This window comes from Rhodococcus sp. WAY2, assembly GCF_009859915.1.
In the GTDB taxonomy this organism is placed as follows: Bacteria; Actinomycetota; Actinomycetes; order Mycobacteriales; family Mycobacteriaceae; genus Rhodococcus_F; species Rhodococcus_F oxybenzonivorans.
Map to the genome: position 1 here is coordinate 1,153,761 of NZ_CP046572.1, position 22,212 is coordinate 1,175,972.

The 22,212-nt window shown below is 63.9% G+C and carries 17 protein-coding genes and 1 pseudogene; 13 read left to right on the top strand and 5 right to left on the bottom strand.

Annotated elements, in window-relative coordinates; all coding sequences use genetic code 11:
- Nucleotides 1–65: 65 nt before the first annotated feature.
- The 12 genes and pseudogenes from GFS60_RS05420 (at nt 66) to GFS60_RS05470 (ending at nt 15,755) form a co-directional block, all read left to right on the top strand.
- Nucleotides 66–1,580: an aldehyde dehydrogenase family protein gene (locus GFS60_RS05420; protein ID WP_159919443.1), complete on the top strand. Its 1,515-nt coding sequence runs from the start codon at nt 66–68 to the stop codon at nt 1,578–1,580.
- Nucleotides 1,577–2,782 (top strand): CaiB/BaiF CoA transferase family protein, encoded by a 1,206-nt coding sequence (locus GFS60_RS05425; RefSeq protein ID WP_159919445.1) that lies wholly within the window; start codon nt 1,577–1,579, stop codon nt 2,780–2,782. Before GFS60_RS05420 ends, GFS60_RS05425 begins: the two co-directional genes overlap by 4 nt.
- Nucleotides 2,783–2,798: 16 nt before the next feature.
- Nucleotides 2,799–3,995 carry an OB-fold domain-containing protein gene (locus tag GFS60_RS05430; RefSeq protein WP_159919447.1) on the top strand — a complete coding sequence of 399 codons (1,197 nt, stop codon included), beginning with the start codon at nt 2,799–2,801 and terminating at the stop codon, nt 3,993–3,995.
- Nucleotides 3,992–5,161, top strand: coding sequence for a thiolase C-terminal domain-containing protein (locus GFS60_RS05435; protein ID WP_159919450.1), 1,170 nt, complete (start codon nt 3,992–3,994; stop codon nt 5,159–5,161). Before GFS60_RS05430 ends, GFS60_RS05435 begins: the two co-directional genes overlap by 4 nt.
- Nucleotides 5,158–5,589, top strand: a pseudogene (locus GFS60_RS38935) (carboxymuconolactone decarboxylase family protein); the annotation flags it as partial. The gene GFS60_RS05435 and the pseudogene GFS60_RS38935, both read left to right, overlap by 4 nt.
- Nucleotides 5,590–5,613: 24 nt before the next feature.
- A complete protein-coding gene (locus GFS60_RS38940) occupies nt 5,614–6,561 on the top strand; it encodes an NAD(P)-dependent oxidoreductase (RefSeq protein WP_268962613.1) in 948 nt (315 codons plus the stop codon).
- Between the two features lie 5 nt (nt 6,562–6,566).
- The gene (locus GFS60_RS05445; protein ID WP_159919455.1) at nt 6,567–7,520 is read left to right on the top strand and encodes an ABC transporter permease; all 954 of its coding nucleotides are present in this window, start codon (nt 6,567–6,569) and stop codon (nt 7,518–7,520) included.
- Nucleotides 7,517–8,413 (top strand): ABC transporter permease, encoded by an 897-nt coding sequence (locus GFS60_RS05450; RefSeq protein ID WP_159919457.1) that lies wholly within the window; start codon nt 7,517–7,519, stop codon nt 8,411–8,413. The genes GFS60_RS05445 and GFS60_RS05450 overlap by 4 nt, the downstream gene beginning before the upstream one ends.
- Nucleotides 8,414–8,477: 64 nt before the next feature.
- On the top strand, nt 8,478–10,046 hold the full coding sequence (locus tag GFS60_RS05455) for an ABC transporter substrate-binding protein (protein WP_159919459.1): 1,569 nt from the start codon (nt 8,478–8,480) through the stop codon (nt 10,044–10,046).
- Between the two features lie 49 nt (nt 10,047–10,095).
- Nucleotides 10,096–11,109 carry an ABC transporter ATP-binding protein gene (locus GFS60_RS05460; protein WP_159919461.1) on the top strand — a complete coding sequence of 338 codons (1,014 nt, stop codon included), beginning with the start codon at nt 10,096–10,098 and terminating at the stop codon, nt 11,107–11,109.
- Entirely contained in the window at nt 11,099–12,097 is a 999-nt protein-coding gene (locus GFS60_RS05465) for an ABC transporter ATP-binding protein (RefSeq protein WP_159919463.1), read from the top strand. Before GFS60_RS05460 ends, GFS60_RS05465 begins: the two co-directional genes overlap by 11 nt.
- 355 nt (nt 12,098–12,452) lie before the next feature.
- Nucleotides 12,453–15,755 carry a protein kinase domain-containing protein gene (locus tag GFS60_RS05470; RefSeq protein WP_159919465.1) on the top strand — a complete coding sequence of 1,101 codons (3,303 nt, stop codon included), beginning with the start codon at nt 12,453–12,455 and terminating at the stop codon, nt 15,753–15,755.
- Nucleotides 15,756–15,784: 29 nt separating this feature from the next.
- Here the strand turns inward: GFS60_RS05470 and GFS60_RS05475 are convergent, their stop codons facing one another.
- From GFS60_RS05475 to GFS60_RS05495, 5 genes are all read right to left on the bottom strand, one after another.
- On the bottom strand, nt 15,785–16,237 hold the full coding sequence (locus tag GFS60_RS05475; RefSeq protein ID WP_159919467.1) for a MaoC family dehydratase: 453 nt from the start codon (nt 16,235–16,237) through the stop codon (nt 15,785–15,787).
- A 28-nt stretch (nt 16,238–16,265) separates the two neighbouring features.
- Nucleotides 16,266–16,496 carry a DUF3263 domain-containing protein gene (locus tag GFS60_RS05480; protein ID WP_159919469.1) on the bottom strand — a complete coding sequence of 77 codons (231 nt, stop codon included), beginning with the start codon at nt 16,494–16,496 and terminating at the stop codon, nt 16,266–16,268.
- A gap of 85 nt (nt 16,497–16,581) precedes the next feature.
- Entirely contained in the window at nt 16,582–18,021 is a 1,440-nt protein-coding gene (locus GFS60_RS05485; protein ID WP_159919471.1) for a FadD3 family acyl-CoA ligase, read from the bottom strand.
- Nucleotides 18,018–19,199, bottom strand: coding sequence for an amidohydrolase family protein (locus GFS60_RS05490; protein ID WP_159919473.1), 1,182 nt, complete (start codon nt 19,197–19,199; stop codon nt 18,018–18,020). The genes GFS60_RS05485 and GFS60_RS05490 overlap by 4 nt, the downstream gene beginning before the upstream one ends.
- Nucleotides 19,200–19,228: 29 nt before the next feature.
- A complete protein-coding gene (locus GFS60_RS05495; protein WP_159919475.1) occupies nt 19,229–20,773 on the bottom strand; it encodes an AMP-binding protein in 1,545 nt (514 codons plus the stop codon).
- Between the two features lie 141 nt (nt 20,774–20,914).
- Here GFS60_RS05495 and GFS60_RS05500 point away from each other — a divergent pair, with 141 nt between their 5' ends.
- On the top strand, nt 20,915–21,631 hold the full coding sequence (locus GFS60_RS05500; protein WP_159919477.1) for an enoyl-CoA hydratase/isomerase family protein: 717 nt from the start codon (nt 20,915–20,917) through the stop codon (nt 21,629–21,631).
- The last annotated feature ends 581 nt before the right edge of the window (nt 21,632–22,212 follow it).

Below are 22,212 nucleotides of genomic sequence, written 5' to 3' on the forward strand. Positions count from 1 at the left end.
CTGCAGAGCCACTGCACAATTCTCAAATGCGAGAATTTGATTTTCACTTTGAGTGAGGAGAACGGATGTCATCTCAGGACACGGTGTCGGCCGCGAACGGCGGTCACGGAGGCCGTGAGGCCGCGACCGTGCTGGACGTCGACAAGCGCCTACTTATCGACGGGCAGCTTGTTGCGACCGAGCGGACGTTCGCATCGATCAATCCAGCTACGGGTGACATTGTCGGATATGCGCCTGATGCCGGGGTCGCGGAAGCGGAAGCGAGTATCGCTGCAGCGCGGAGGGCCTTCGACACGACGAGCTGGTCTACCGACGTGGAGTTCAGGATCAAGTGCCTCGACCAGTTTCACCAGGCGCTGCTCGACAATCTCGAGGAGCTCCGCGAACTGACGATCGCTGATGTGGGCGCCACCGTCCAGCTCACACGCGCCAACCAGCTGGAGGCACCTATCCGAATCGTGCGTTACTACGCAGACCTCCTGCGCGAGTACCCGCTGAGCGAAGACCTCGGCGAAATCGACATTTCCGGACAGCGCCACAAGCGGTGGGTGGAGAAGGAAGCGGCCGGCGTCGTCTCCGCGATCGTTGCGTACAACTACCCGACGCAGCTCGCGTTGGCCAAGATCATTCCCGCGCTTGCCGCGGGATGCACAGTGGTGCTCAAGGCTGCGCCCGACACGCCGCTCGTCACGCTGGCCCTCGGCGAGATAATCGCGCAACACACCGACATTCCAGCGGGCGTCGTGAACGTCATCAGTTCCTCCGAGATCGCCCCCGGTGAGCTGATGACGACGCACCCCGACGTCGACGTGGTCACCTTCACCGGGTCGACCCCGACCGGACGCCGCATCATGGCGGCGGCGGCAGACACGATGAAGAAAGTTTTCACGGAGCTCGGCGGAAAATCCGCGATGATCGTGCTGGAAGACGCCGATTTCGCGATGGCTGCGAAGTTCGCGGCCGGGACCGTCTGTGCGCACGCCGGTCAGGGGTGCGCTCTGACCACGCGGCTACTCGTGCCGAGAGCGCACCACGACGAGATCGCGAAGATGGTGGCGGCGATCATCCGCCGCATCCCGTTCGGCGATCCGACTGACCCACAGAACTATATGGGCCCTCTCGTGAGTGGTCGTCAGCGCGAAAAGGTCGACGCGATGGTGCAGCGCGCGATCGCTGACGGTGCCGAGTTGCTGGCGGGTGGCACGAAGGTCGATCCAGGTTTCTTCTATGAGCCCACGGTCTTGGCGGGCGTGGATCCCAAGAGCGAGATCGCACAAGATGAAGTGTTCGGACCGGTTCTCGCGATCATCCCGTTCGATGACGACGACGACGCTGTGCGGATCGCCAACGACTCGATCTATGGTCTGTCCGGCGCGGTGATGAGCGCGAGCGACGAACGTGCTATCGCGATAGCCCGGCGCATCCGTACCGGAACGATGGGTATCAACGGCGGGAATTACTTCGGTCCGGACGTCCCGTTCGGTGGTTACAAGCAGTCGGGTATCGGACGCGAATGCGGCCGAGAAGGACTGGAGGAGTTCCTCGAAACCAAGGCCTTCGCGGTCGTGGTGAAGCCGTGAAGCCGCTTGCGGGTATCCGCGTGCTCGAGGTCGCGATGTACGGCTTCGTGCCCTCAGCGGGTGCCGTACTCGCCGACTGGGGCGCGGAGGTCATCAAGGTCGAGCACGCCGTCACCGGGGACCCGCAGAGGGGGCTCCGCCAGATCGGGCCCCTCCGGGTCGAGGGTGATCCCAATCCCAATGTCGAACATGCCAATCGCGGCAAACGGAGTATCGGACTGGACATGGGCCGACCGGAGGGCAAGGCGGTCCTCGATGACCTGGTCCGTCGGTCGGACGTCTTCCTGACCAGTTTCCTTCCCCAGGCCCGCACCAAATTCGGGATCGACGTGGACGACGTCCGCGCAGTGAACCCGAACATCATCTATGCGCGAGGCAGTGCCCTCGGTCCGCGTGGTATCGAGGCCGACAAAGGCGGTTACGACATGACCGCTTTCTGGGCAAGGGGCGGCATCGCCGCCACTCTCACACCTCCGGGCGTGGAAGGCATGATCAGTCCGCCGGGACCTGCCTTCGGCGACACCATTTCCGGGACGAATCTTGCCGGGGGTGTCGCAGCGGCGCTCCTGGCCCGCGAGCGCACTGGCACACCGTCGATCGTCGACGTCTCGCTGCTGAGCAGTGGCGTGTGGGCCATGGGACACGGCATTGCGTTGTCAGCTCATCTCGGCAAGGCCATGGTGGCACCTGTCCCTGGCGCACACGGCGCGCCGACCAATCCGCTGTCGGGGATATACGCCACCGGCGACGGCCGTTACCTGGCATTCGTCATGCTGCAGCCCGCAAAGTATTGGGCAGATGTGTGTCGCCACATCGACCGCCCCGACCTCGCGGATGATCCACGCTTCGCCGATGCCGCCCAGATCGCCACCAACACCGACAAGGCCGTGGCGATTCTCGGGGAGGTGCTCGCCACCCGCACCCTCGCGGAGTGGACGGAGCGCTTCGCCACGCTGTCCGGTCCGTGGGGGCCGGTGCAGGATTCACTCCAGGTGTCCGTCGACGCACAGGTCCGCGCCAACGAATACCTGGTCGAGGCGGGCGAACTCGAACTTGCCGCCAACCCGGTGCAGTTCGACGTCGCTGCCCCCGAGCTTGGCCCGGGTCCCGAGTTCGCGGCCCACACCGACGAGATCCTGGCCGAGCTCGGCTTGGACTGGGATCGCATCATCGCGCTCAAAACGGCGGGCGCTGTTACCTAGATTGCTGGGAGTTCACATGTCATACATCACTTCGATAGGTACGTACCTGCCGTGCTGGGGGACACCCGGGCGCCGTGTGCCGGGTGACGACGAGGATGCGATCACCCTCGCTGTCGAAGCTGGTCGAGCCGCCCTCGACAGTGGTGGATCGGTCGAGTGTGTCGTGCTCGTCAGCCGTGACCTGCCGTTGATGGAAAGCAGCAACGCTGCTGTGCTGCTCGCCGGCCTCGGGCTCGACCCTGAGCTCGAGGTGACGGAGCGGCTCGGTGGTGCACCGGCGACGCTCGACGCCCTGGGCTCGGCCCGTCCGCGCACGCTGGTCATCGGTGTGGACATCGATGCAGCCGGAGCGGCAGCGGCGCTGACCGCGGAGCGTGGACTGCAGGTCCGCACCGCCGCGCGTATCGCCCGCAGCCTGCCGGTCCGCACCCGCACCGCAAACGGTCTGGTACACGACTACGGTGACCCGCGCCTACTGAAGGAGCGCGGCTTCCTGGCTTCACTGGCCGCGGCATGGGTGGACACTCCGGTCGCGGTGGCAGGTGTCGAGGAGAGGCAGGCCGCGGCTCTGTGCGCGGGCCCTCCACTGCCGTTACCGACAACCGGAGCGAGTTCCGGACTGTTCGCCCTCGCCGCGATGGTGGAGTCGGGGTCTACCGGCCCGCTCGTAGGGGTGGAGCAGGCCAGCCTCTCCGGCATCACGGTCGCCGACGGTGCGGCGCAGATCAACCGCAGGGAACCGCGAGCGCGTGCCAAGCCGGAGTGTGCGTACATTCCCAGTGCGGACATCCCGATCTCCCTCGCCGCCTACGAGAGGGCATTCGAGGCGAAAGTCCGCTGGGAGGCCGGAAAATACTCCGACAGCAACGAGCTGGACTTTCCGCCCCGATACCGCGTCGACCGTGATGGTACGCTCAGAACGGACTACTCTTTCGTGCCCCTGCCCCGCACCGGCACCGTCTATACCGAGGTGACCGTGCACGTACCGGTACCCGGCCTCCGGACCCCGTACTCGCTGGTGATCGTCGAACTCGACGACGTGGGCGTTCGCGCGTTGGCGAAGGTAACCGGTACCGAGCCCGGCACTGTCGACATCGGTGATCGCGGTCGCATGGTGCTGCGCCGAGTTGCAGTGCGGTCCGGCGTTCCGGACTACGGCTATGCATTCGAACCCGAAACCGAATCCGATCGCGCACTGGAGGCGGCAGCATGAGAAACGTTGCGATCGTCGGCGCCGGTATGACACCGTTCGCCGAACACTTCACTTTGGGAATCAAGGATCTGTTGCCGATGGCGTTCGCGGAATGCGCCGGCAGCATCGACAAAGGGCTGGACAAGTCCGATCTGCAGGCCGCGTGGTTCGGCTCGATGGGCACCACGGACGGATTCCCGTCCGGAATTCTCGCCGACACACTCGACATCTCCGACATTCCGGTGACACGGGTCGAGAACTCCTGTGCCACAGGTCATGACGCGATCCGGAACGCCTTGTTCGGGATCGCCTCTGGAGCGTTCGACGTGGCACTCGTCATGGGCGCAGACAAGCTCCGCGAAACCGCGTCGAAGGACATGCTCTGGGAGTGGGAGGCGATGACGCGAGACATGGCCTGGGATTACCCCCTGGGCCTCGTCGCACCGGCAGGCTTCGCGCTCCACGTTCGCCGGTATCTACACGAGTCACCGGCCACCCGTGAGCACATGGCGATGGTGGCCGTGAAGAACCACCACCATGCCATCAATAACCCCAAGGCCCGGCAGCGCTTCGAGATCACCGTCGAGGAGGCTCTGAACGCGCCGACGGTGGTGACACCTTTCGGGCTCTATGATTGCGCCCCGCAGAGCGATGGAGCTGCGGCGCTCGTACTCGTATCCGAAGACGTGGTCGACCGATTCACCGATCGCCCGGTATGGGTCCGCGGCGTCGGCTCCGGGCTCGATTCGGTGATGGCGCAACACAAACGGGACATGACGTCGTTTCCGTCGACGGTACGGGCCGCGAAGCAGGCTTTCGCGATGGCGGGACTGTCTCCATCAGACGTCGACGTCGCGGAGGTGCACGACTTCTTCACCGGCATCGAACTCATCAGCTACGAGGACCTCGGATTCGCGGACCGGTTCGAAGGCTTCAAACTCCTCGAGGCGGGCGTCACCAGCGTCGGCGGATCACTACCGGTGAACCCCAGTGGCGGACTGATCGCCAAGGGACATCCGCCGGGCGCAACCGGTGTCGCACAGTGTGTGGAGTTGTTCGAACAGCTGCGAGGCAGCTCGATCAACCAGGTCGACGGAGCACGGATCGGACTGGCACACACCGTCGGCGGTCCGACGGCGGTATCGGCCGTCACCATTCTCGAGGGTCCCGGAGGAACCAACCGATGACAGAAACGCTGTCAGATACCAGCTCGATAGAGGACGCCCACCGCGCCCTCTTCGACGCGGGCCTCGCCGTTCGCAGGGAGGTGCTCGGAGATGACTACGTCAACGCTGCGATCACCCGAAACGCGGGTTCCGACGGTGCACCACTACAGGAATATGTCAGCGAAACCGTGTGGGGCTCGGTGTGGACCCGTTCCGGTCTCGACCGTCGCAGCCGAAGTCTGATCACTCTCGGAATGCTGGTCGCCCTCAATCAACCGCGAGAGCTCGCCGTTCACGTGCGAGCCGGCATCCGTAACGGGTTGACACGCGAGGAGATCACGGAAGCCGTGATTCACGGAACCGCTTATGCCGGTGTACCTGCGGGAGTCGCAGCGATGCGCGTCGTCCAGGAAGCGTTGGACGCCCATCTCGGTCCCCTGAACGCCGAAGACCCCTTGAACGCCGAAGCCCAGGTGGACGCTCCGAAGATTCCGCTGCCACACAGCAAGGTGGGCTTCATCGGGCTCGGGGCCATGGGCAGTCCGATCGCACGCAATTTCGCCGGCGCCGGACAGCCGATCGTCGTGCACGATGCCGACCCGGAGGCCCGCCAACGATTCATCGACGACAATCCCACCGCTACCGGTGCAGAGGACACCGCCGAGCTGGCGGACTGCGACATAGTCGTCCTCGTCCTGCCCAACAGCGACATCGTCGATCAGGTCGTACTCGCTGACGGCGGCTTGCTTTCCTGCCTGAAGCCGGGGAGCATCCTCGTCGACATGGGATCGAGCGTTCCCGCTCGCACCCAGGCGATCGAGAAGGCCGCGGCAGTGCGAGGAATCGATGTCGTCGACGCCCCGGTCAGCGGTGGGGTAGCGCGCGCAAGAAACGCGGATCTCGCTGTGATGGTTGGAGGCGACCAGTCGGCGATCGACACCGTACTGCCGTTGCTCGAATCGACGGGTCGACAGATCATCCGTGTCGGGCCGGTCGGATCGGGGCACGCTGCGAAGGCGCTCAACAACCTCCTCGCCGCCAACGGTTTGGTGGCCGCCGGCGAGGCACTTCTCGTGGGACGGAAGTTCGGTATCGACCCCGCGACACTGCTGTCCGTGATCAACGCCGGCAGCGGTCGAAATCAGGCAACGGAGACCAAGTACGAGAACTTCGTCCTCTCCCGAACATTCGCGTCGGGGTTCAGCGCCCGGTTGATGCGCAAGGACATCGGAATTGCCCTCGATCTGGCGCGGCAGCTCGATGCCTCCACGGTCCTCGGTGACGCGCTGGGTCGCATGTGGGAGGAAGCGGTCGAGGATCTCGATCCGGCAGCCGACCAAACAGAAGTAGTGTGCTATCTCGAAAAGCTCAGCGCGGTAACGCTGGACGAGAACGCCGTCCCTTCCCTATCCGAAAGGTGAGTTCCATGGTTCTCACGGTTACGAAGCGGGTCGGCCGCAGCGTGTTGGTGGTGCTACTGGTAACCCTTGCGGTGGTGGCGCTGCTCGGTTTGGCGCCGGGGTCGGTGGCTCAGGTGATTCTGGGCGAGAATGCAACGCCGGACGCGGTGGCAGCGATGAATGCCGAGCTCGGTCTCGATGTCCCGCTGTGGTCACAGTATGTGTCGTGGCTTTCCGACGCGGTGCGGGGTGACCTGGGGACATCGCCGTTGACCGGACAGTCGGTCCGGGAGGCGATCGTGGAGCGGTTGCCGGTAACGTTGCAGCTCGCGGCGATGGGATTGACGATCGCGCTGGCGGTGGCTCTCATCATGGGGGTGGTGTCGGCCTCGCGGCCGGGCAGTGCGCTCGATCGGGGTACGAATGCAGTGTCGGCGGTGTTCTTGTCGGTGCCTGCATTTATCGCGGGCCCGGTGTTGATCTATTTTTTCGCGATTCAGTTCCAGTGGTTCCCGGTGATGGGGTGGTCGCAGATCAGTGAGGGGCTGGGGCCGAATCTGCGTAGTGCCATGTTGCCCGCAATCGCGATTGCGTTGACAGAGATCGCCTCCTTTCACCGGTTGCTCCGTACCGATCTAATCGGGACGTTACGGGAGGACTTCATCGCCTCGGCGCGGGCGAAGGGAATGCCGGCCGGATACGTGATGTTCCGGCATGCGCTGCGGCCCTCCTCCTTCTCTTTGATCACGGTGGCGGGGATCAATCTGGGACGGTTGATCGGAGGGACGGTCATCGTCGAGACATTGTTCGGGCTACCGGGTCTGGGGCAGTTGGTGGCGTCGTCGATCACCTCGCGTGACGTGATCATGGTGCAGGGCATCGTGGTGTTCATTGCGGTGGTCTATGTGGGGATCAACACGGTCGTCGATCTGAGTTACTCAGTGATCGACCCGCGGGTGCGAAAGGTAGCCGGAGCATGACCGATGTGGCGGTAGATAAGACAGTACATACGGATCCAGGTCCGGGGGTGGAGTTGCCGGCGGTTCCGGTAATTCGCAAGCGCCGGTCGTTGCTGGTGTATCTGTCGGTGCTGTGGCTGGTGGTGTTGATCGCGGCGGCGTTGCTGGCCGGCGTACTGCCGTTGGCTCCGTTCGCCACTCCGGTGGGGGCGCCGCGACTGAATCCGCAATTCGGCTCACTCGATCTGTTGCTGGGCACGGACACGTTGGGTCGGTCGATGTTGTCACGCATCATCTACGGCGCCCGGGTCTCGCTCGTGGTGGGTACGGTAGCCGGATTGGTGGGGTTTGGAATCGGGTCGTTGATCGGACTGTTCGCCGGCTACTTCGGTAAGCGTCTCGATGCCGGCGTGTCACTGGTGGCGGATGCGATGCTGGCGTTCCCACCCTTGATTCTCCTACTGGCGTTGGCGTCGATTCTCGAACCCAGCGTGCCGACGATATTGCTGGGGCTCACGTTGTTGGTGATCCCGGCGTTCATTCGGTTGTCGCGGGCCAACACGATGTCGTGGGCATCGCGCGAATTCGTTCGTGCTGCCCGCAATATCGGCGCGGGTAATTTTCGGATACTTTTTCGAGAGATCCTGCCGAACCTGTTGGCTCCGTTGGCGGCGTATCTGCCGATCGTGATGGCGGCGTTGATCGTGGCGGAGGGATCGTTGAGTTTTCTCGGGTTGGGAATTCCCCCGCCGCAACCGAGCTGGGGCGGCATGATCAACGACGGCAAGGACGCGATCGCCACGTCACCACACCTCGTGTTCGTGCCCGCACTGGTCATCTTCTTCACCGTTTTCGCCCTCAACCAGGTCGGCGATCATCTCCGCACCAAGTTCGACCGGACCATGCACGACTGAACCGGCGAGGTCCTTCGCCACCCATATCTGCATTACCAGCTTCCACCTTCCCGAGAGGTTCATGATGTTTCGATCCAGACGTATTCTGACCGCGGTGGCTGCGGCATGCGCCGCAGCACTGCTCTTCAGCGCCTGCGGTGGCACGGGTTCCGCGGGCGGCGGCCAGTCCGAGGGTGGTGAACCCGTCGCCGGTGGTGTGGCTCGCGTGCTGCAGACCGGTGAGCCGCGGAACCTCGATCCCGCCAGCCTGTCCAATACCTGGGCCCACCAGCCGGTGCTCGGCAACGCTCTATACGGAACGTTGATGATCAACAATCTCGAGACTTTCGATCTCGAATACAAGATGGCGACCGGATTCTCTACCACTGACGGCGGAGCCACGTTCACTCTTACGCTGCAGCCGGGCCTGAAGTTCACCGATGGCACCCCGCTCGACGCGGCCGCGGTCAAGTTCAACTGGGACCGGCTGCGCGACCCCGCCTTGGGATCGACGACCATTCGCCAGGCGGTCCAGGTGGCGTCGTCGGAGGTCATCGACCCCACCACACTGAAGGTGACTCTGGTGGCGCCGAATCCGCACTTCGGCCAGTCCGTGGTCGCCGGTGCGTTGAATTGGATTGCGTCGCCGACGGCGCTTCAGAAGGGGCAGGCGTCTTTCGACGAGAATCCGGTCGGCGCGGGACCGTTCACTCTGGTCGATTGGGTCCGGCAGGACAAGATCGAACTGCAGAAGAACCCCGGCTATTGGGATGCACCGAAGCCGTATCTCGACGGCCTGACAATCAAGACGGTGAGTGACAGCAATCAGCGGGTCAACACGATCATGACCGGTGGTGCGGATCTGGCGTCGGAGACGAGCTGGGCCAATTTAAACAAGGCGGAAGGTGCTGGACTCCAGACCGAGGTCGTACCCACCGGTGGCGGTCAGATCGTCGCCATGAACTTCCGTCGTGCTCCGTTCGATGACGAGCGGGCACGCCGGGCGGTCGCCCTCGCCGTGGACCTGGATGCACTGAACACGATCGTCTACAACGGCGAGGGCGTCGTTCCCAAGACGTTGTTCGAGGAATCCTCGCCGTACTACGCCGATATCCCACTGCCTACGCCGAACAGTGAGGAGGCGCAGAAATTGTTCGATGAACTGGCCGCCGAGGGCAAGCCGGTCTCGTTCACCTTCCTGTCCTACACGACGACGGAAAGCAAAGCCGTTGCCGAAGGTCTGCAAGCTCAGCTGAGTGCGTTCGATAACGTCGAGGCCAAGATTGAGGTCGTGGATTTCGCAGTGGCGACCGCACGCGCGGCCGCGCGGGACTTCGACATGATCATCTCCTCCGCAGTGGTACAGGATCCGGACTTCCCGTTATGGACTGCGTTCCACGGCGCCTCGCCTGGAAACTTCACGGGCATCAATGATCCTGAACTCAGCACAGCGCTCGACACCGGTCGCACTGCCGAGAGTGTCGAGGAGCGCAAGGTGGCATACGAGACGGTACAGAAGCGGCTTGTTCAGCTGAATCCGGGTCTCTGGTACGTCCGGGCGGTGCCCTCCGTCGTCGTAGGAAAAGACATGAACGGTGTCGACTTGTACACCTGGGGTTCGCCGTTGCCCGAAGAGCTGTGGACCACGAAGTAGTCGGCAGCTGAGGGACCCAGCCGCCAACGGAAGGATGGAGCCGGCTCACATGAATACTCGGTCATTGCTCGAAGTGAAAAATCTGCGTGCCTACATCGGCACTCCGCGTGGGACTGTGCGCGCCGTGGACGACGTGTCCTTCACGGTGGACGCGGGACAGGCACTGGGGATCGTCGGGGAGTCCGGCTCCGGCAAGTCCGTATTGGCCCGGGCGGTGATGGGGTTGATGCCGCCGCGCTCGGCCCGTTCCGGTGAGGTGACCTTCCAGGGCCGGGATCTGCTGTCTCTGAGCAAGAAGGAGAGTCTCGACATCTGGGGTAAGCAAATTGCCATGGTCTTCCAAGACCCCGGCCGATCTCTGAACCCGGTAGTGCGAGTGGAGCGGCAACTCACCGAAGGGATGCGCCGGCATCTGGGCATCACCCGATCCGAGGCACACGGCCGGGCCCTCGACCTCTTGCGGGAGGTCGGGGTGCCCGACCCGGAACGACGGCTCCGCAACTACCCGCACGAAATGTCCGGGGGCATGCGTCAGCGGGTGATGATCGCCATCGCCTTGGCGTGCGAACCGGACCTGCTGATTGCCGATGAGCCGACCACTGCGCTGGACGTTACGATCCAGCGGCAGATCCTCGATTTGCTCCGCCGGATTCAGCGCGAACGCGGTATGGCGATGATGCTCATCAGCCACGATCTCGCTGTGGTTGCGGGCCGCACCGACCGCGTCTCGGTCATGTATGCGGGTCGGCTCGCCGAGATCGGCTCTACCCGCGAGATATTCGAGGACCCGAGGCATCGCTACACGGAAGCGTTGCTGGCCGCCACCCCCACCATCGACCACGAACGCCATGCGCCGCTGCGCCTGATCGCGGGTTCACTTCCAGATCCCACCCAACCCCCGGAGGGGTGCCGATTCGCACCCCGTTGCCAATATGCCGATGAGGAATGTCGAAGCTCCGGTCCGGAGCGGCAGTCCGTGGGTGTGGACCATCACGTGTTCTGTGTGCACCCGGTTGCCACCGCGGCATCCGTACTTTCCGGAGGTGGAAATCATGGCTGGTAGCGGTAGCGCTCACCTCCGCGGCGAGCAGGCACTGCTCAGTGTGCAGGATCTCGTCGTGGAGTACCCGACAGGTGCGGGCACCGTGCAGGCAGTGTCGAAGATCAGTTTCGACGTGCTGCCCGGAGAAACCCTCGGCATCGTCGGAGAGTCGGGATGCGGCAAGTCCACTACGGGGCGGGCCGTGCTACGGCTCGACCGCCTCACTGCGGGACGCATCCGATTCGGTGACGATTGGATCGAAGAAGTGGACGAGAAACGCATGCGCGCGCTACGACGCGACATGCAGATGATCTTCCAAGATCCGGTGGGCTCGCTCAATCCGCGCCGATCCGTCAAGGACATCGTGGTCGAGGGATTGGCAGTGGCCGGTGCACCATCGTCCGAGCGTGCTACCACCTCCGCTGCCGTCCTCGAACAGGTCGGCCTGGCCGGGGACCGGTTCGCCGACATGCTGCCCCGTCAGCTGTCGGGTGGACAGGCACAGCGGGTTGCCATCGCCCGGGCGTTGGCGCTCGGCCCCCGGCTCCTGATCTGTGATGAACCGGTCTCCGCGCTCGACGTGTCGGTCCAAGCCCAGATTCTCAACCTGATCGAGGAACTGAAGGCCGAGTTCGATCTGACGGTCGTCTTCATCGCCCATGACCTGGGTGTCGTGCGGACCGTCAGCGACAATGTGATGGTCATGTACCTCGGGAAGGTCTGCGAGTTCGGTGACTCGATCGAAGTCTACGACGATCCCGCGCATCCCTACACCCGCGCTCTCCTCGACTCGGTGCCGCTGACCGACCCCGAGAAGGGGTTCGCCGGTCCGGCGTTGGAAGGTGACGTGCCCTCGCCCCTGGCGCCGCCGACGGGTTGCCGGTTCCGTACCCGTTGTCCACAAGCACAACAAAAGTGCGCCACAGACGAACCCGAGGTACGGGAAGTGCGACCCGGCCAATTCGTCGCCTGCCATTATCCGCTACCTCCGCAGGCACCGAAGAAGTAACTTCCGCATGACGTGCCGGCCCTCCGGCACCTGCCGTGATCACCGGGGCTGCGCGTGGCCAGCTGTAATGCGTGCAAGATCGACAATAGGACGCTGTCGGCCACCGTCGACGGCGTCCGATTGGGCCCACCCTGTGACAACACGAAGTCGTTGTTCCACCAGTCGACGCATGCTCCTCGGTTGTCGATGCTGGGCGACTCCGTGCGCGCATCCCAGGCCGGGTGGACCGACCGTATTCGGACCTGTGTGTCTCTTCGGATCACGTAGCGGTGGCGATATCATCGAAGGACCCCGGACGAGAGCTAGTGCGGTCTGCCCAGCGCCGGGGGTCGCGAACAGATGAGTTGGCCGAGCTATGAACGAAGACGATCCAGTCGACACGCAGCGGTGTGTTGTTCCCACGGTAGCCGCGGAGCTCGAAGCGGCGGGGTTCGTCGACGTCCAGGAAATCGGGCGCGGTGGCTTTGGTGTGGTGTATCGCTGTACCCAGCCGGAACTGGACCGCACCGTCGCGGTGAAGGTACTCACCACCGATCTCGACGAGGAAAATCGGGCCCGCTTCTTCCGGGAGCAGCGCGCGATGGGCCGGCTGAGCGGGCACCCGAACATCGTCAATGTCCTGCAGGTGGGCGCAACCGAGCGCAACAGTCCCTATCTCGTGATGCAGTACCACTCGCAGGGGTCGCTGGAGACGCGGATCCGGACGCACAGTCCTCTTTCGTTGTCGGATGTGCTGACCCTCGGGGTGAAGATGGCCGGGGCTGTGGCGGCGGTGCATCGGCTCGGCGTTCTGCATCGCGATGTCAAGCCCGCGAATATTCTTCTGACCGACTACGGTGAGCCAGCGCTTGCAGATTTCGGGATCGCGCACATCGCCGGCGGCTTCGAGACCCGCGCCGGCGTCGTGACCGGTTCACCGGCGTTCACTGCCCCGGAGGTACTGAAGGGTGAATCGCCCAGCCAAGCCTCGGACATCTACAGCCTCGGTGCCACTCTCTTCAGCGCTCTGACTGGTCACGCGGCGTTCGAGCGGCGAAGCGGTGAGCAGGTGGTCGCCCAGTTCGTGCGGATCACCAAGCAGCCGATGCCGGACCTGCGTGAGCGCGGCGTAGAGGACGACGTAGCCGCACTCATCGAACAAGCGATGTCACCGAATCCGCAGGCCCGGCCGTCAGCTACACGACTGGGTGGCGAACTTCGTGAGATGCAGCGCAAGCACGGCTTCGGGATTGACGAAATGGCGCTGTCCGCCACGCCGACCACACTGCTGCGAGAGGCCACCGTCCGCTCCGTCCTCGACTCCGTGGAGGAAGTTGACCTAGTGCACTACTCGTCCGCGAACGCCGTTCGGAGTATGAGGGGAAATCTTCCTCTCGAACTATCCAGTTTCGTCGGTCGCCGTACTGAAGCCGGCGACGTGAAGCACATGCTCTCGGTTTCACATCTCGTGACCTTGACCGGGATAGGCGGTGTCGGCAAGACCCGCTTGGCGCGGCGCGTGGGCGAGAGGGTCCAACGTGCGTACCGCGACGGTGTGTGGCTGGTGGAGTTAGGAGAACTTTCCGACGACTCACTGCTGACCGGGGTGGTGGCCGCCGCGCTGGGATTGAGCGATCACCCGGCACGGCCGTTGGGTGACGTGTTGGTCGAGTTCCTGGCGACGCGGGAGCTGCTGCTGATACTCGACAATTGTGAGCAAGTGCTGGACGCGACCGCGGAGCTGGCGGAGACGCTGTTGAAGACCTGTCCGGATTTACGAATTCTTGCGACAAGCCGCGAGCCTCTCGGGATCGGCGGGGAGGCCACATTGCGGGTACCGCCGCTGACGGTGCCGAAGCTGGATCAGGAGCCGTCGCTGCGGGGCCTGCCTCGCTACGACGCAGTCTCGCTATTCGCCGATCGCGCCACCACCGTGGTCCCCGGGTTCGAACTGACCGAGGAAAACAAGGCCGCTGTGGCGCAAATCTGCTACCGGCTGGATGGATTGCCATTGCCGATCGAGTTGGCGGCCGCCCGGTTGCGGGTGATGTCGCCGGAGCAGATCCTGCAGCGGCTCACCGACCGGTATGCGTTTTTGACCCGCGGCAGTCGAAGGGCGCCGCCACGCCAGCAGACGTTGCGGTTGTGTGTCGACTGGAGCTTCGAGCTGTGTACTCGGCAGGAACAACGGGTGTGGGGACGGGCGTCAGTGTTCGCGGGCAGCTTCTCGCTGGACGCCGCCGAGCAGGTGTGCGGCGTCGGCATGGCTTCGGAGGAGCTGCTCGAAGCCGTGACGTCGCTGGTAGACAAGTCAGTTTTGAATCGGGAGGAATCCGGGGCGGTGGTGCGCTTCCGCCTGCTCGAAACGTTGCGTGAGTACGGTCGGGAGAAGCTGCGGCAGAGTGGCGAGTATGTAGAACTGCGCCGACTGCATCGGGATTGGTGTGAGCGCCTGACGCTGGCTGCGAAGGCCGACTGGATCAGTTCACGGCAAACTGAATGGATTGCCAGGCTCACGCGGGAGCAGCCGAATCTGCGGGACGCACTGGATTTCTCTGTATCCGACAACTCCAGCACTGGTCTGCGGATCGCCGACGCCATGTTTCCGTTTTGGAACTCACGGGCGATGTTCAGTGAGGGTCGGCACTGGCTCGGTCGACTCCTTGCCGATCCGTCCGGCGAACCGACGGTTGAACGAGCAAGTGCGCTGTGCGCGGGCATTGTGCTGGCCGGGTTGCAGGGAGACCTCGAGGCGGGGAATGCCCTTATGGAAGAGGCGCGTGCCATAGCCGAACAGACGGCCGACCCGAGGATGCAGGCCATCATCGAACGCGCCGAAGGCAGCCTCGCGTTGTACAGCGGGAATTTGGCCCAGGCGTGTGCCCGTTTCGAGAGTGTCCTTGCGTCGTTCGGCAGTAAGGATGATGCCGCACGCATAGGCGTTCTGCAGTTACTCGGGAGGGCGTATGGACAGCTCGACGAGTTGCAGCGCGAGATCGAATGCTGTCAGCAAATACTCACGGTCACCGAAACCCGCGGCGAAGTGCTGTACCGGTCGTACGCTCTGAGGGCCATGGCTGTTGCCCTCTGGCGGAAGGGAAATTCCAGTCGGGCGGCAGAGCTACTCGAGAAGTCCTTACGGCTGACCCGGGAGGGAAGCGGATTTCTCACTGCCGCAGCCTGTCTCGAGGTACTGTCCTGGACCGCGGCAGCCGGACCGGACGTGAAGCGAGCCGCAGTACTGATGGGCGCGGCCGAGGAGTTGGCGCGGTCGATGGGCAGCTTCACGGCGTTGTTCCCCGAGTTGCAGATGCACCACGAGCAATGCAAGCGGACAGTTCGTCAGGAGCTCGGTGAACAGGCGTTCGAGCTGGCTCACAACGAAGGCCGGTGCCTCGATTTCGACGCCGCGATCGCGTACGCGCTCCGCGAACAAGCTGTGGATAACGATAAGGCGCAGCCTTCGGCCGCAAACTCATTTACACTGACGAAGCGAGAACGTGAGGTCGCTGCACTCGTCGCCGATGGGCTGACCAACAGGGCCATCGCTGCTCGCCTTGTGATTTCGCCACGCACCGCCCAGGGGCACGTCGAACACCTTCTGACCAAACTCGGGTTCACGTCCCGGACCCAAATTGCGGCGTGGGTCGCGGATCAGGCCACTCGTGACCGAGACTGACGTGGAATTGGCCGACCCCTTCTGGTACGTCAAGCCAGGTATCGCACAAGATTGTCGGCGACGCAGGCGGGGCGCTGCGCATCCTCGGTGGTGATCGTGACGGTTCGTTCGACCTGCACACCGCCGGGGACGTCGGTTACGGAGGTGAGCATAACGGTACCGCGAACTCGGCTACCGACGGGCACTGGAGTGATGAACCGTGTCTTACCGAGCCCGTAATTGAGGGCCATACGGGCGCCACTGACAGTCATGACCTGCTGGGTGATCGGTGCGAGTAGAGCGAGCGTCAGAAATCCGTGTGCGATCGTGCAGCCGTAAGGACCACTCGCGGCGCGCTCGGTGTCGACGTGGATCCATTGATCATCACCGGTGGCGGCCGCGAAGCGGTCGATACGTTCCTGGTCGACAGTGATCCAGTCACTGGTGCCGATCTCGGTCCCTGCGGCCGCGCGGAGCATGTCGAAGTTGGTGAAGTCTCTCATGTGTGTCCTTTTGCTTGCGTCGCCCACATCATCCCGCTCGGGTCTGCGGCACATGCAATCTGCTGTCACAGATATCAGTTAGTTGCGTGACGAGGTGGGGCGTCAGCTGATGCTGTCGGTGGGTGGACAGGAGCCGGCGCAGTCGGAAGAAGAACTGGTATGCGGGAATACCGAACTCGACGAAGATGTCCTCGTCGGGTCCGCCGTCCCAATGTCGCCATTTGATGGCGAATTCGATCATCGCGCTGTCGGTGTCCATTGCGGACCTCCTACGTCGAAGTGTGAGTTCTGTGCGTCTACGCCGGGTCCTGTCTTCGCGCGGCCGAGCGTGGTTCGGGAGGGTATTACCCCACCAGATCTTTCAAGTGCTCCTTCATGACCTTGCCGGTGGCGTTCAACGGGAGCGAGTCGACGAACCTTACGGTCCGCGGCACCTTGAACCCTGCCATTCGCTCACGGCTCCAGGCGATCAGCTCTTCAGCGGTGACTGGCTTTTTCGCTACCACGAACGCTTTCCCCACCTGTCCGAGCCGCTCGTCGGGAACGCCGATCACCGCTACTTGGTCGACTGCAGGGTGCTCGAGCAGGAATCCCTCTATCTCGGCCGGATAGGCATTGAAACCGCCGACGATGTACATGTCCTTCTTGCGGCCGATGATGCGCAACCGGCCCCCGTCGTCGAGGGTCCCCAGATCCCCGGTGTGCAACCAGCCGTCGGCATCGATGGCTTCCGCGGTCGCGGCCGGATCGTCGAGGTAACCCTGCATGACGGTGTAACCCCGGATCAACACTTCGTTGTCGGCTGCGATCCGCAATTCGACTCCCTCGCAGGGTGTGCCGACGGTCGTCGCAATTTCTTCGAAGGTGTCGCCGGGCCGCGAGGCGGTTGCCGTCCCACCCTCGCTGAGGCCGTACCCGGTCATGATGGTCTCGAACGGCAGTTCGTCGTGAATTCGCCGGATGAGTTCGACCGGGATATCCGCTGAACCGGTCACCGCTGCACGCAAGGACGACAGATCCCAGTTCCCCTGCGCTGCCAGAAGCGACTGATAGAGGGTCGGCGGACCGGGCAGCATGGTCACCCTCTCCTTCTCCACCAGTTCGAGTACCCGATCGACGTCGAGTACGGGCACCGGCAGGATGGTGGCGCCCCGAATGAGGGAGGCGATCACACCTGCCTTGTAACCGAACATGTGGAAGAACGGATTGACGATCAGATAGCGGTCACCTTCCCGCAGATCCGCCAGATCGCACCACTCCGAGAAGAGGCGGAGCGTCTGGCGGTGATTCATCATGACGCCCTTCGGGCGGCCGGTCGTACCGGACGTGTACATGATGTCGGCGATGTCTTCGCCGCTGACCTCACACTCGAAGGGCTGGCCGTCCGAGAGAAAGCCCGATTTGAGATCGATCACGGGCACACCATCGGGTCCCGAGTACCGGACACCGAGGAAACCCTGCTCGACCAGCAGAAGTTTCGCGCCGCTGCGCCGGATGATGTCTTCGGCCTCGTCCTGCTTGTACCGGGTGTTCACGGGAACGAGCACGCCGCCGGCGGTCAGCAGACCGAACGCGGCGACGATCCATTCGGCCGAGTTCGGTGCCCAGAGGGCCACCCGGTCACCCTTGTCGATGCCGGCCGAAGCGAATGCCCCTGCGGCTCGCCGAACTCGGCCGGCGAGTTCGGCGAAGGTGATCCGAAGCGGCCCGTCGACGACCGCTTCGGCAGTGCCGAAGCGGTCGCCCGCGCTCAGGACCATCTGGGGGATGGTCTCCCACGTCATAGATTCATCAACCTCGCGAGGTTGCCGCCCATGATCTTGGCCTGGTCCTTCTCTTCCAGGTGTCCGAGCATGTCGGCGAAGTGCCGCGGTTGTGCCAGACCTTCCGGGTGCGGGTAGTCGGACCCGAACAGCACCTGGTCGACACCGATCAAGTCGATCAGGTCGGTCACGCCCTCCTCATAGAAGGGGCTGACATGGATGCTGCGCTTGATCGCCTCCACCGGATCTTGCATACCGAAGCCCTCGGGGGCCTTCTTGTACGTGTCGGCCAGGACGTCGAGCAGGGGCTTCAGCCAACTCGAGCCGTTCTCAATGACAGCGAGCTTGATATCGGGGAAGCGGAACAGCGCGCCGTGGCAGACCCACGAGGCCACCGTGTCCTGCACGGGCCGCCATTCGTTGACCATCCGGAACGTGTTCGTCTGGAACGGCAGCATTTCGCCGTCACTGCCCTCCCACTCTGCATCGTGCCGGGCGTAACCGCTGTCCGAGGAATGCATCGCGACGAGGATGTCGAGCTCGACGACACGCTTCCAGAAGGGGTCGAACTCGGGGAGGGCGAACGAGCGGGAACCCTTGTAGCCGGGTACCGGTGCGGGGCGGATGAGAATTGCCCTGGCGCCTCGCTCGACCACCCACTCCAGCTCCTCGATCGCCTTGTCGACGTTCGGCAGCGTGATCACGGGTGTGGTGAAGATACGGTCCTGGTAGTTGAAATTCCATGTCTCGTAGAGCCACTCGTTGAGCGCGTGGACGACAACATGGATCAGGTCCGGATCGTCACGCATGCGCTCCTCGACGAGGCTGGCAAGGGTCGGGAACATCAGTGTCCGCTGCACGCCCAGCTCGTCGAGCAGCTCGAGACGAGCGGCAGGCTCACGAAAGGCCGGGATCGACTTCATCGATTTGCCGAAGATCTCACGCCGGCTCTTGCCCTCGGGGTTCCCGTTCTTGAAATAGTCCTCCATCGAGCCGGGCCGAGCGACCACGTCGAAGGTGGGGTTGGGGATGTAATCGCTGATCTGGCCGCGAATAGCGATCTTGGTGCGGCCGTCGACCTGCACATACTTGATCGCATCCCTGTACTTCTCGGGAAGGAACTTGGTAAGGGCCTCCTCGGTCTCGTACAGGTGGTTGTCCGCGTCGAACAGCGGATACGGCAAGTCGTTCACTGGCATGAGATCCTCCTTATCGGTTTACGAGAATACTATTCTCTTCTGGCGAGTGCCGCAATGTCCTGCCGCACGAGAAACTTCTGGATCTTGCCGCTGGCGGTCCGCGGAAAGTCGTCGACTCGGTGCAGTTCCTCCGGCCACTTCTGCCGCGCGATCTCGGCTCGCTCGAAGTGAGCGCGGACGGCGTCCATCGAGGGCATTGCGTGTCCGGGGCGCAGGCGCAGAACGGCGGCCGCTCGCTCCCCGAGGCGGGCGTCGGGCGCCGAAACTACAGCCGCCTCCGCGACCTCGGGCATGGCGAGGAGAACTTCCTCGACCTCGAGGGCGCTGATGTTCTCGCCGCCGCGAATGATGATGTCCGCCTTGCGATCGGTGATCGTCAGGTAACCGTCTTCGTCGATCGTGCCGATGTCCCCGGTGTGGTACCAGCCGTCCGAATCGAACGCTGCCTCCGTCAAGGTGAGATCGGTATAGCCGACGCAGAGATCGGGCCCACGACTGAGGATCTCACCGTCGGCCGCCAACCGGACCTCCACTCCGGGCAGGGCGTCCCCGTCCGTGAACAGCCGTTTGTCCTCGGGTGCCGTGTACCGCGAGCCCGTGATCGACGGATGTTCGGTGCTGCCGTACGAGCGGAACACGGTAATGCCCAGATCTGCCAGCCGAGTGGTCACCGCCGAGGGGACCGAAGACCCGCCGAGGCCCGCGTACCTCATGTGCGGCAGATGCCGGGGCGCAAAATCAGGATGGTCGAGGAGGCTGGTGACGAAGTAGGTGGCCCCGCCGCCGACGGTGAGCCCGTCGCTCTCCATCAGCGCCAGCGCCTGAGCTGGATCCCACGTGTCGGTCAGATTGATTGCCGTGCCGTCCAGAACGGGGATCAGGAAGGCATTCACCATGCCGATGAAGTGGCCGACGGGAGCGGCAGTGAGCTGTTTGCCCCGGTCCGGCGGGTAGAGGCCCGCGAGCTGTCGCGTCTCGTGGCCCAGTGTCTGATGACTGTGAATGACACCTTTGGGGGCCCTCGTGGTGCCGGAGGTGAAGGCAATCAGCGCCGGACCCGCCGGATCCGCTTCGACGGTACCCGGCATCGGGTCCTCATCGAGCAGGTCGTCGAAGTCGCGGCCCACGACACCCACGACGGGCACGTCCGCGCACAGATCGGCGTGGTACTCGGTCCGCCCGAATCGTTCGGCGGTCACGAAGACGTGCGGCTTGGTCTCGCTGAGGATGTATCCGAGTTCCTTGCGCCCGTAGAAGTGGACGATCGGGACCACGGTGGCGCCCAGGAAGGCAGACGCCCAGAAAACAGCGGCCGCTTCCATCCAGTTGGGCAACTGGAAGGCGACCACGTCTCCGGGACCGACTCCGCGAGAACGCAATCCGCCCGCCAGTCGACGGGCAACGCGCTCGACGTCACCGAAGGTTCCCGACCACGGACGAACGGTCGAGTGAATCCGGAATTCAGTGTCGGGGGCGGCCTCGAGACCGCGCCTGAGCAGGTCTCCGATGGTGTCGTGGGTCCACCATCCCTCCTCTTCGTAGCGTCTGATCAGTTCGGGGGGGACGTGCCGCATGTGAGAGCTCCAATACCCGTGGACGGAGCCGCGCCGAGGTCGGCACCGCGGCGTCGGGACTCGCTCCGGCCGGCGTCTGCCAGCTGTGAATATGATATTCTCACTAAACAAGAATGCCAATATCGGAATGGAGAACAGCGCATGGTCGACCTCGAGCTGGAGCAGGAGTTGGCGGTCATCACCATCGATCGACCGCATGCTCGCAACGCCATCGCGCCGGAGACCATGGATCAGTTGGAGAAGGCGCTCGATGCGGCGGCCGGGGCCAAGGCGCTGGTGATCAGGGGAGCCGGTGACCGGGCCTTCGTGTCGGGCGGAGATCTCAAAGAGCTGAGCAAACTCAGAACCGAGGAGCAGGCGGCAGACATGGCGCGCCGGATGCGTACGGTCTGCGACCAGATCGCGAACTTCCCGGCGCCGGTCGTCGCCGCGCTGAACGGCCACGCTCTCGGCGGTGGGGCAGAGGTGGCCGTGGCCGCCGACATCCGGGTAGCCGCCGACGACATCAAGATTGGCTTCAATCAGGTCGCACTGGCGATCATGCCCGCATGGGGTGGCGCCGAGCGGCTCGCCGCGCTCGTCGGCCCGGGCAAGGCCCTCATGCTGGCCGGCTCGGGTGCCGTACTCGACGCGGCAGAAGCCGAACGTCTCGGATTGGTGGACCTGGTCATGCCCAGGACGTCCTTCGAGGATGGTTGGCGTTCGCTGGCCCTGTCGCTGGCCAACAACTCGGCTGGTGAGATCAAGCGTGTCATGGCGGGCGCCTCCGCAGCCGAGGCGGTCACGGCGTTCGCGCGGCTCTGGGTTGCCGACGAACACTGGGAGGCTGCAGACCGAGTGATGAGCCGCAGCAGGTGAACTCATAACCTTCGGGATGCGGTGCCCAGTCGGTTCCGTTGTCTTCGCACTGGGGAAAGATGTTGCAATACCCGCTGGACACGGCTTTGCGCCCGTCTCCGCTGGCATGGCGAGCCCCCCGCCGACGTCGAGGACGCGTTGGTAGTTCGGCATCCCGGCGTACACCGTGACCGTCGGTGCCACGGCTGGGCGGGCCTTCGTCGGCGTCGTCGTGGAGAGCCACGAAACGCCCGGCGACAATCCTGGGCGCGGGTCGTCCTACCGCTGCGGCTTGGATCACCGGCGCGATGTGCGAGTCGCACTTCCGCCGACCCCACCCACAGGACCGTGCCGTCGGCCTGGCCTGCCACCCGCAACATGTGCGGTGACACGGCAGACAACAGAACCGGCACGTCGTGAACAAGCGGCAGCATGCGGTTTGGCCTGGTCGTCGCCCAATCGCCGCGAAACTCCACGCCCTCGCCGCGGAATAGCGCGGTCAGATTGTACGTATTCTTCGGTGTTCCTGCCTGGACGGTCGTAGGAGAGGCCATACACGTCACGGACTACGGACCTCGCGCAAGGGGCCGAGACCGAGCGTG

What these genes read in the sequence shown, in the direction of transcription:
- GFS60_RS05495 (WP_159919475.1), bottom strand. Translation starts at nt 20,773, where the DNA reads ATGCGGCACGTCCCCCCCGAACTGATCAGACGCTACGAAGAGGAGGGA.
- GFS60_RS05465 (WP_159919463.1), top strand. Translation starts at nt 11,099, where the DNA reads ATGGCTGGTAGCGGTAGCGCTCACCTCCGCGGCGAGCAGGCACTGCTC.
- GFS60_RS05500 (WP_159919477.1), top strand. Translation starts at nt 20,915, where the DNA reads ATGGTCGACCTCGAGCTGGAGCAGGAGTTGGCGGTCATCACCATCGAT.
- GFS60_RS05475 (WP_159919467.1), bottom strand. Translation starts at nt 16,237, where the DNA reads ATGAGAGACTTCACCAACTTCGACATGCTCCGCGCGGCCGCAGGGACC.
- GFS60_RS05445 (WP_159919455.1), top strand. Translation starts at nt 6,567, where the DNA reads ATGGTTCTCACGGTTACGAAGCGGGTCGGCCGCAGCGTGTTGGTGGTG.
- GFS60_RS05490 (WP_159919473.1), bottom strand. Translation starts at nt 19,199, where the DNA reads ATGCCAGTGAACGACTTGCCGTATCCGCTGTTCGACGCGGACAACCAC.
- GFS60_RS05455 (WP_159919459.1), top strand. Translation starts at nt 8,478, where the DNA reads ATGTTTCGATCCAGACGTATTCTGACCGCGGTGGCTGCGGCATGCGCC.
- GFS60_RS05435 (WP_159919450.1), top strand. Translation starts at nt 3,992, where the DNA reads ATGAGAAACGTTGCGATCGTCGGCGCCGGTATGACACCGTTCGCCGAA.
- GFS60_RS05460 (WP_159919461.1), top strand. Translation starts at nt 10,096, where the DNA reads ATGAATACTCGGTCATTGCTCGAAGTGAAAAATCTGCGTGCCTACATC.
- GFS60_RS05470 (WP_159919465.1), top strand. Translation starts at nt 12,453, where the DNA reads ATGAACGAAGACGATCCAGTCGACACGCAGCGGTGTGTTGTTCCCACG.
- GFS60_RS05480 (WP_159919469.1), bottom strand. Translation starts at nt 16,496, where the DNA reads ATGGACACCGACAGCGCGATGATCGAATTCGCCATCAAATGGCGACAT.
- GFS60_RS05450 (WP_159919457.1), top strand. Translation starts at nt 7,517, where the DNA reads ATGACCGATGTGGCGGTAGATAAGACAGTACATACGGATCCAGGTCCG.
- GFS60_RS05485 (WP_159919471.1), bottom strand. Translation starts at nt 18,021, where the DNA reads ATGACGTGGGAGACCATCCCCCAGATGGTCCTGAGCGCGGGCGACCGC.
- GFS60_RS05430 (WP_159919447.1), top strand. Translation starts at nt 2,799, where the DNA reads ATGTCATACATCACTTCGATAGGTACGTACCTGCCGTGCTGGGGGACA.
- GFS60_RS05420 (WP_159919443.1), top strand. Translation starts at nt 66, where the DNA reads ATGTCATCTCAGGACACGGTGTCGGCCGCGAACGGCGGTCACGGAGGC.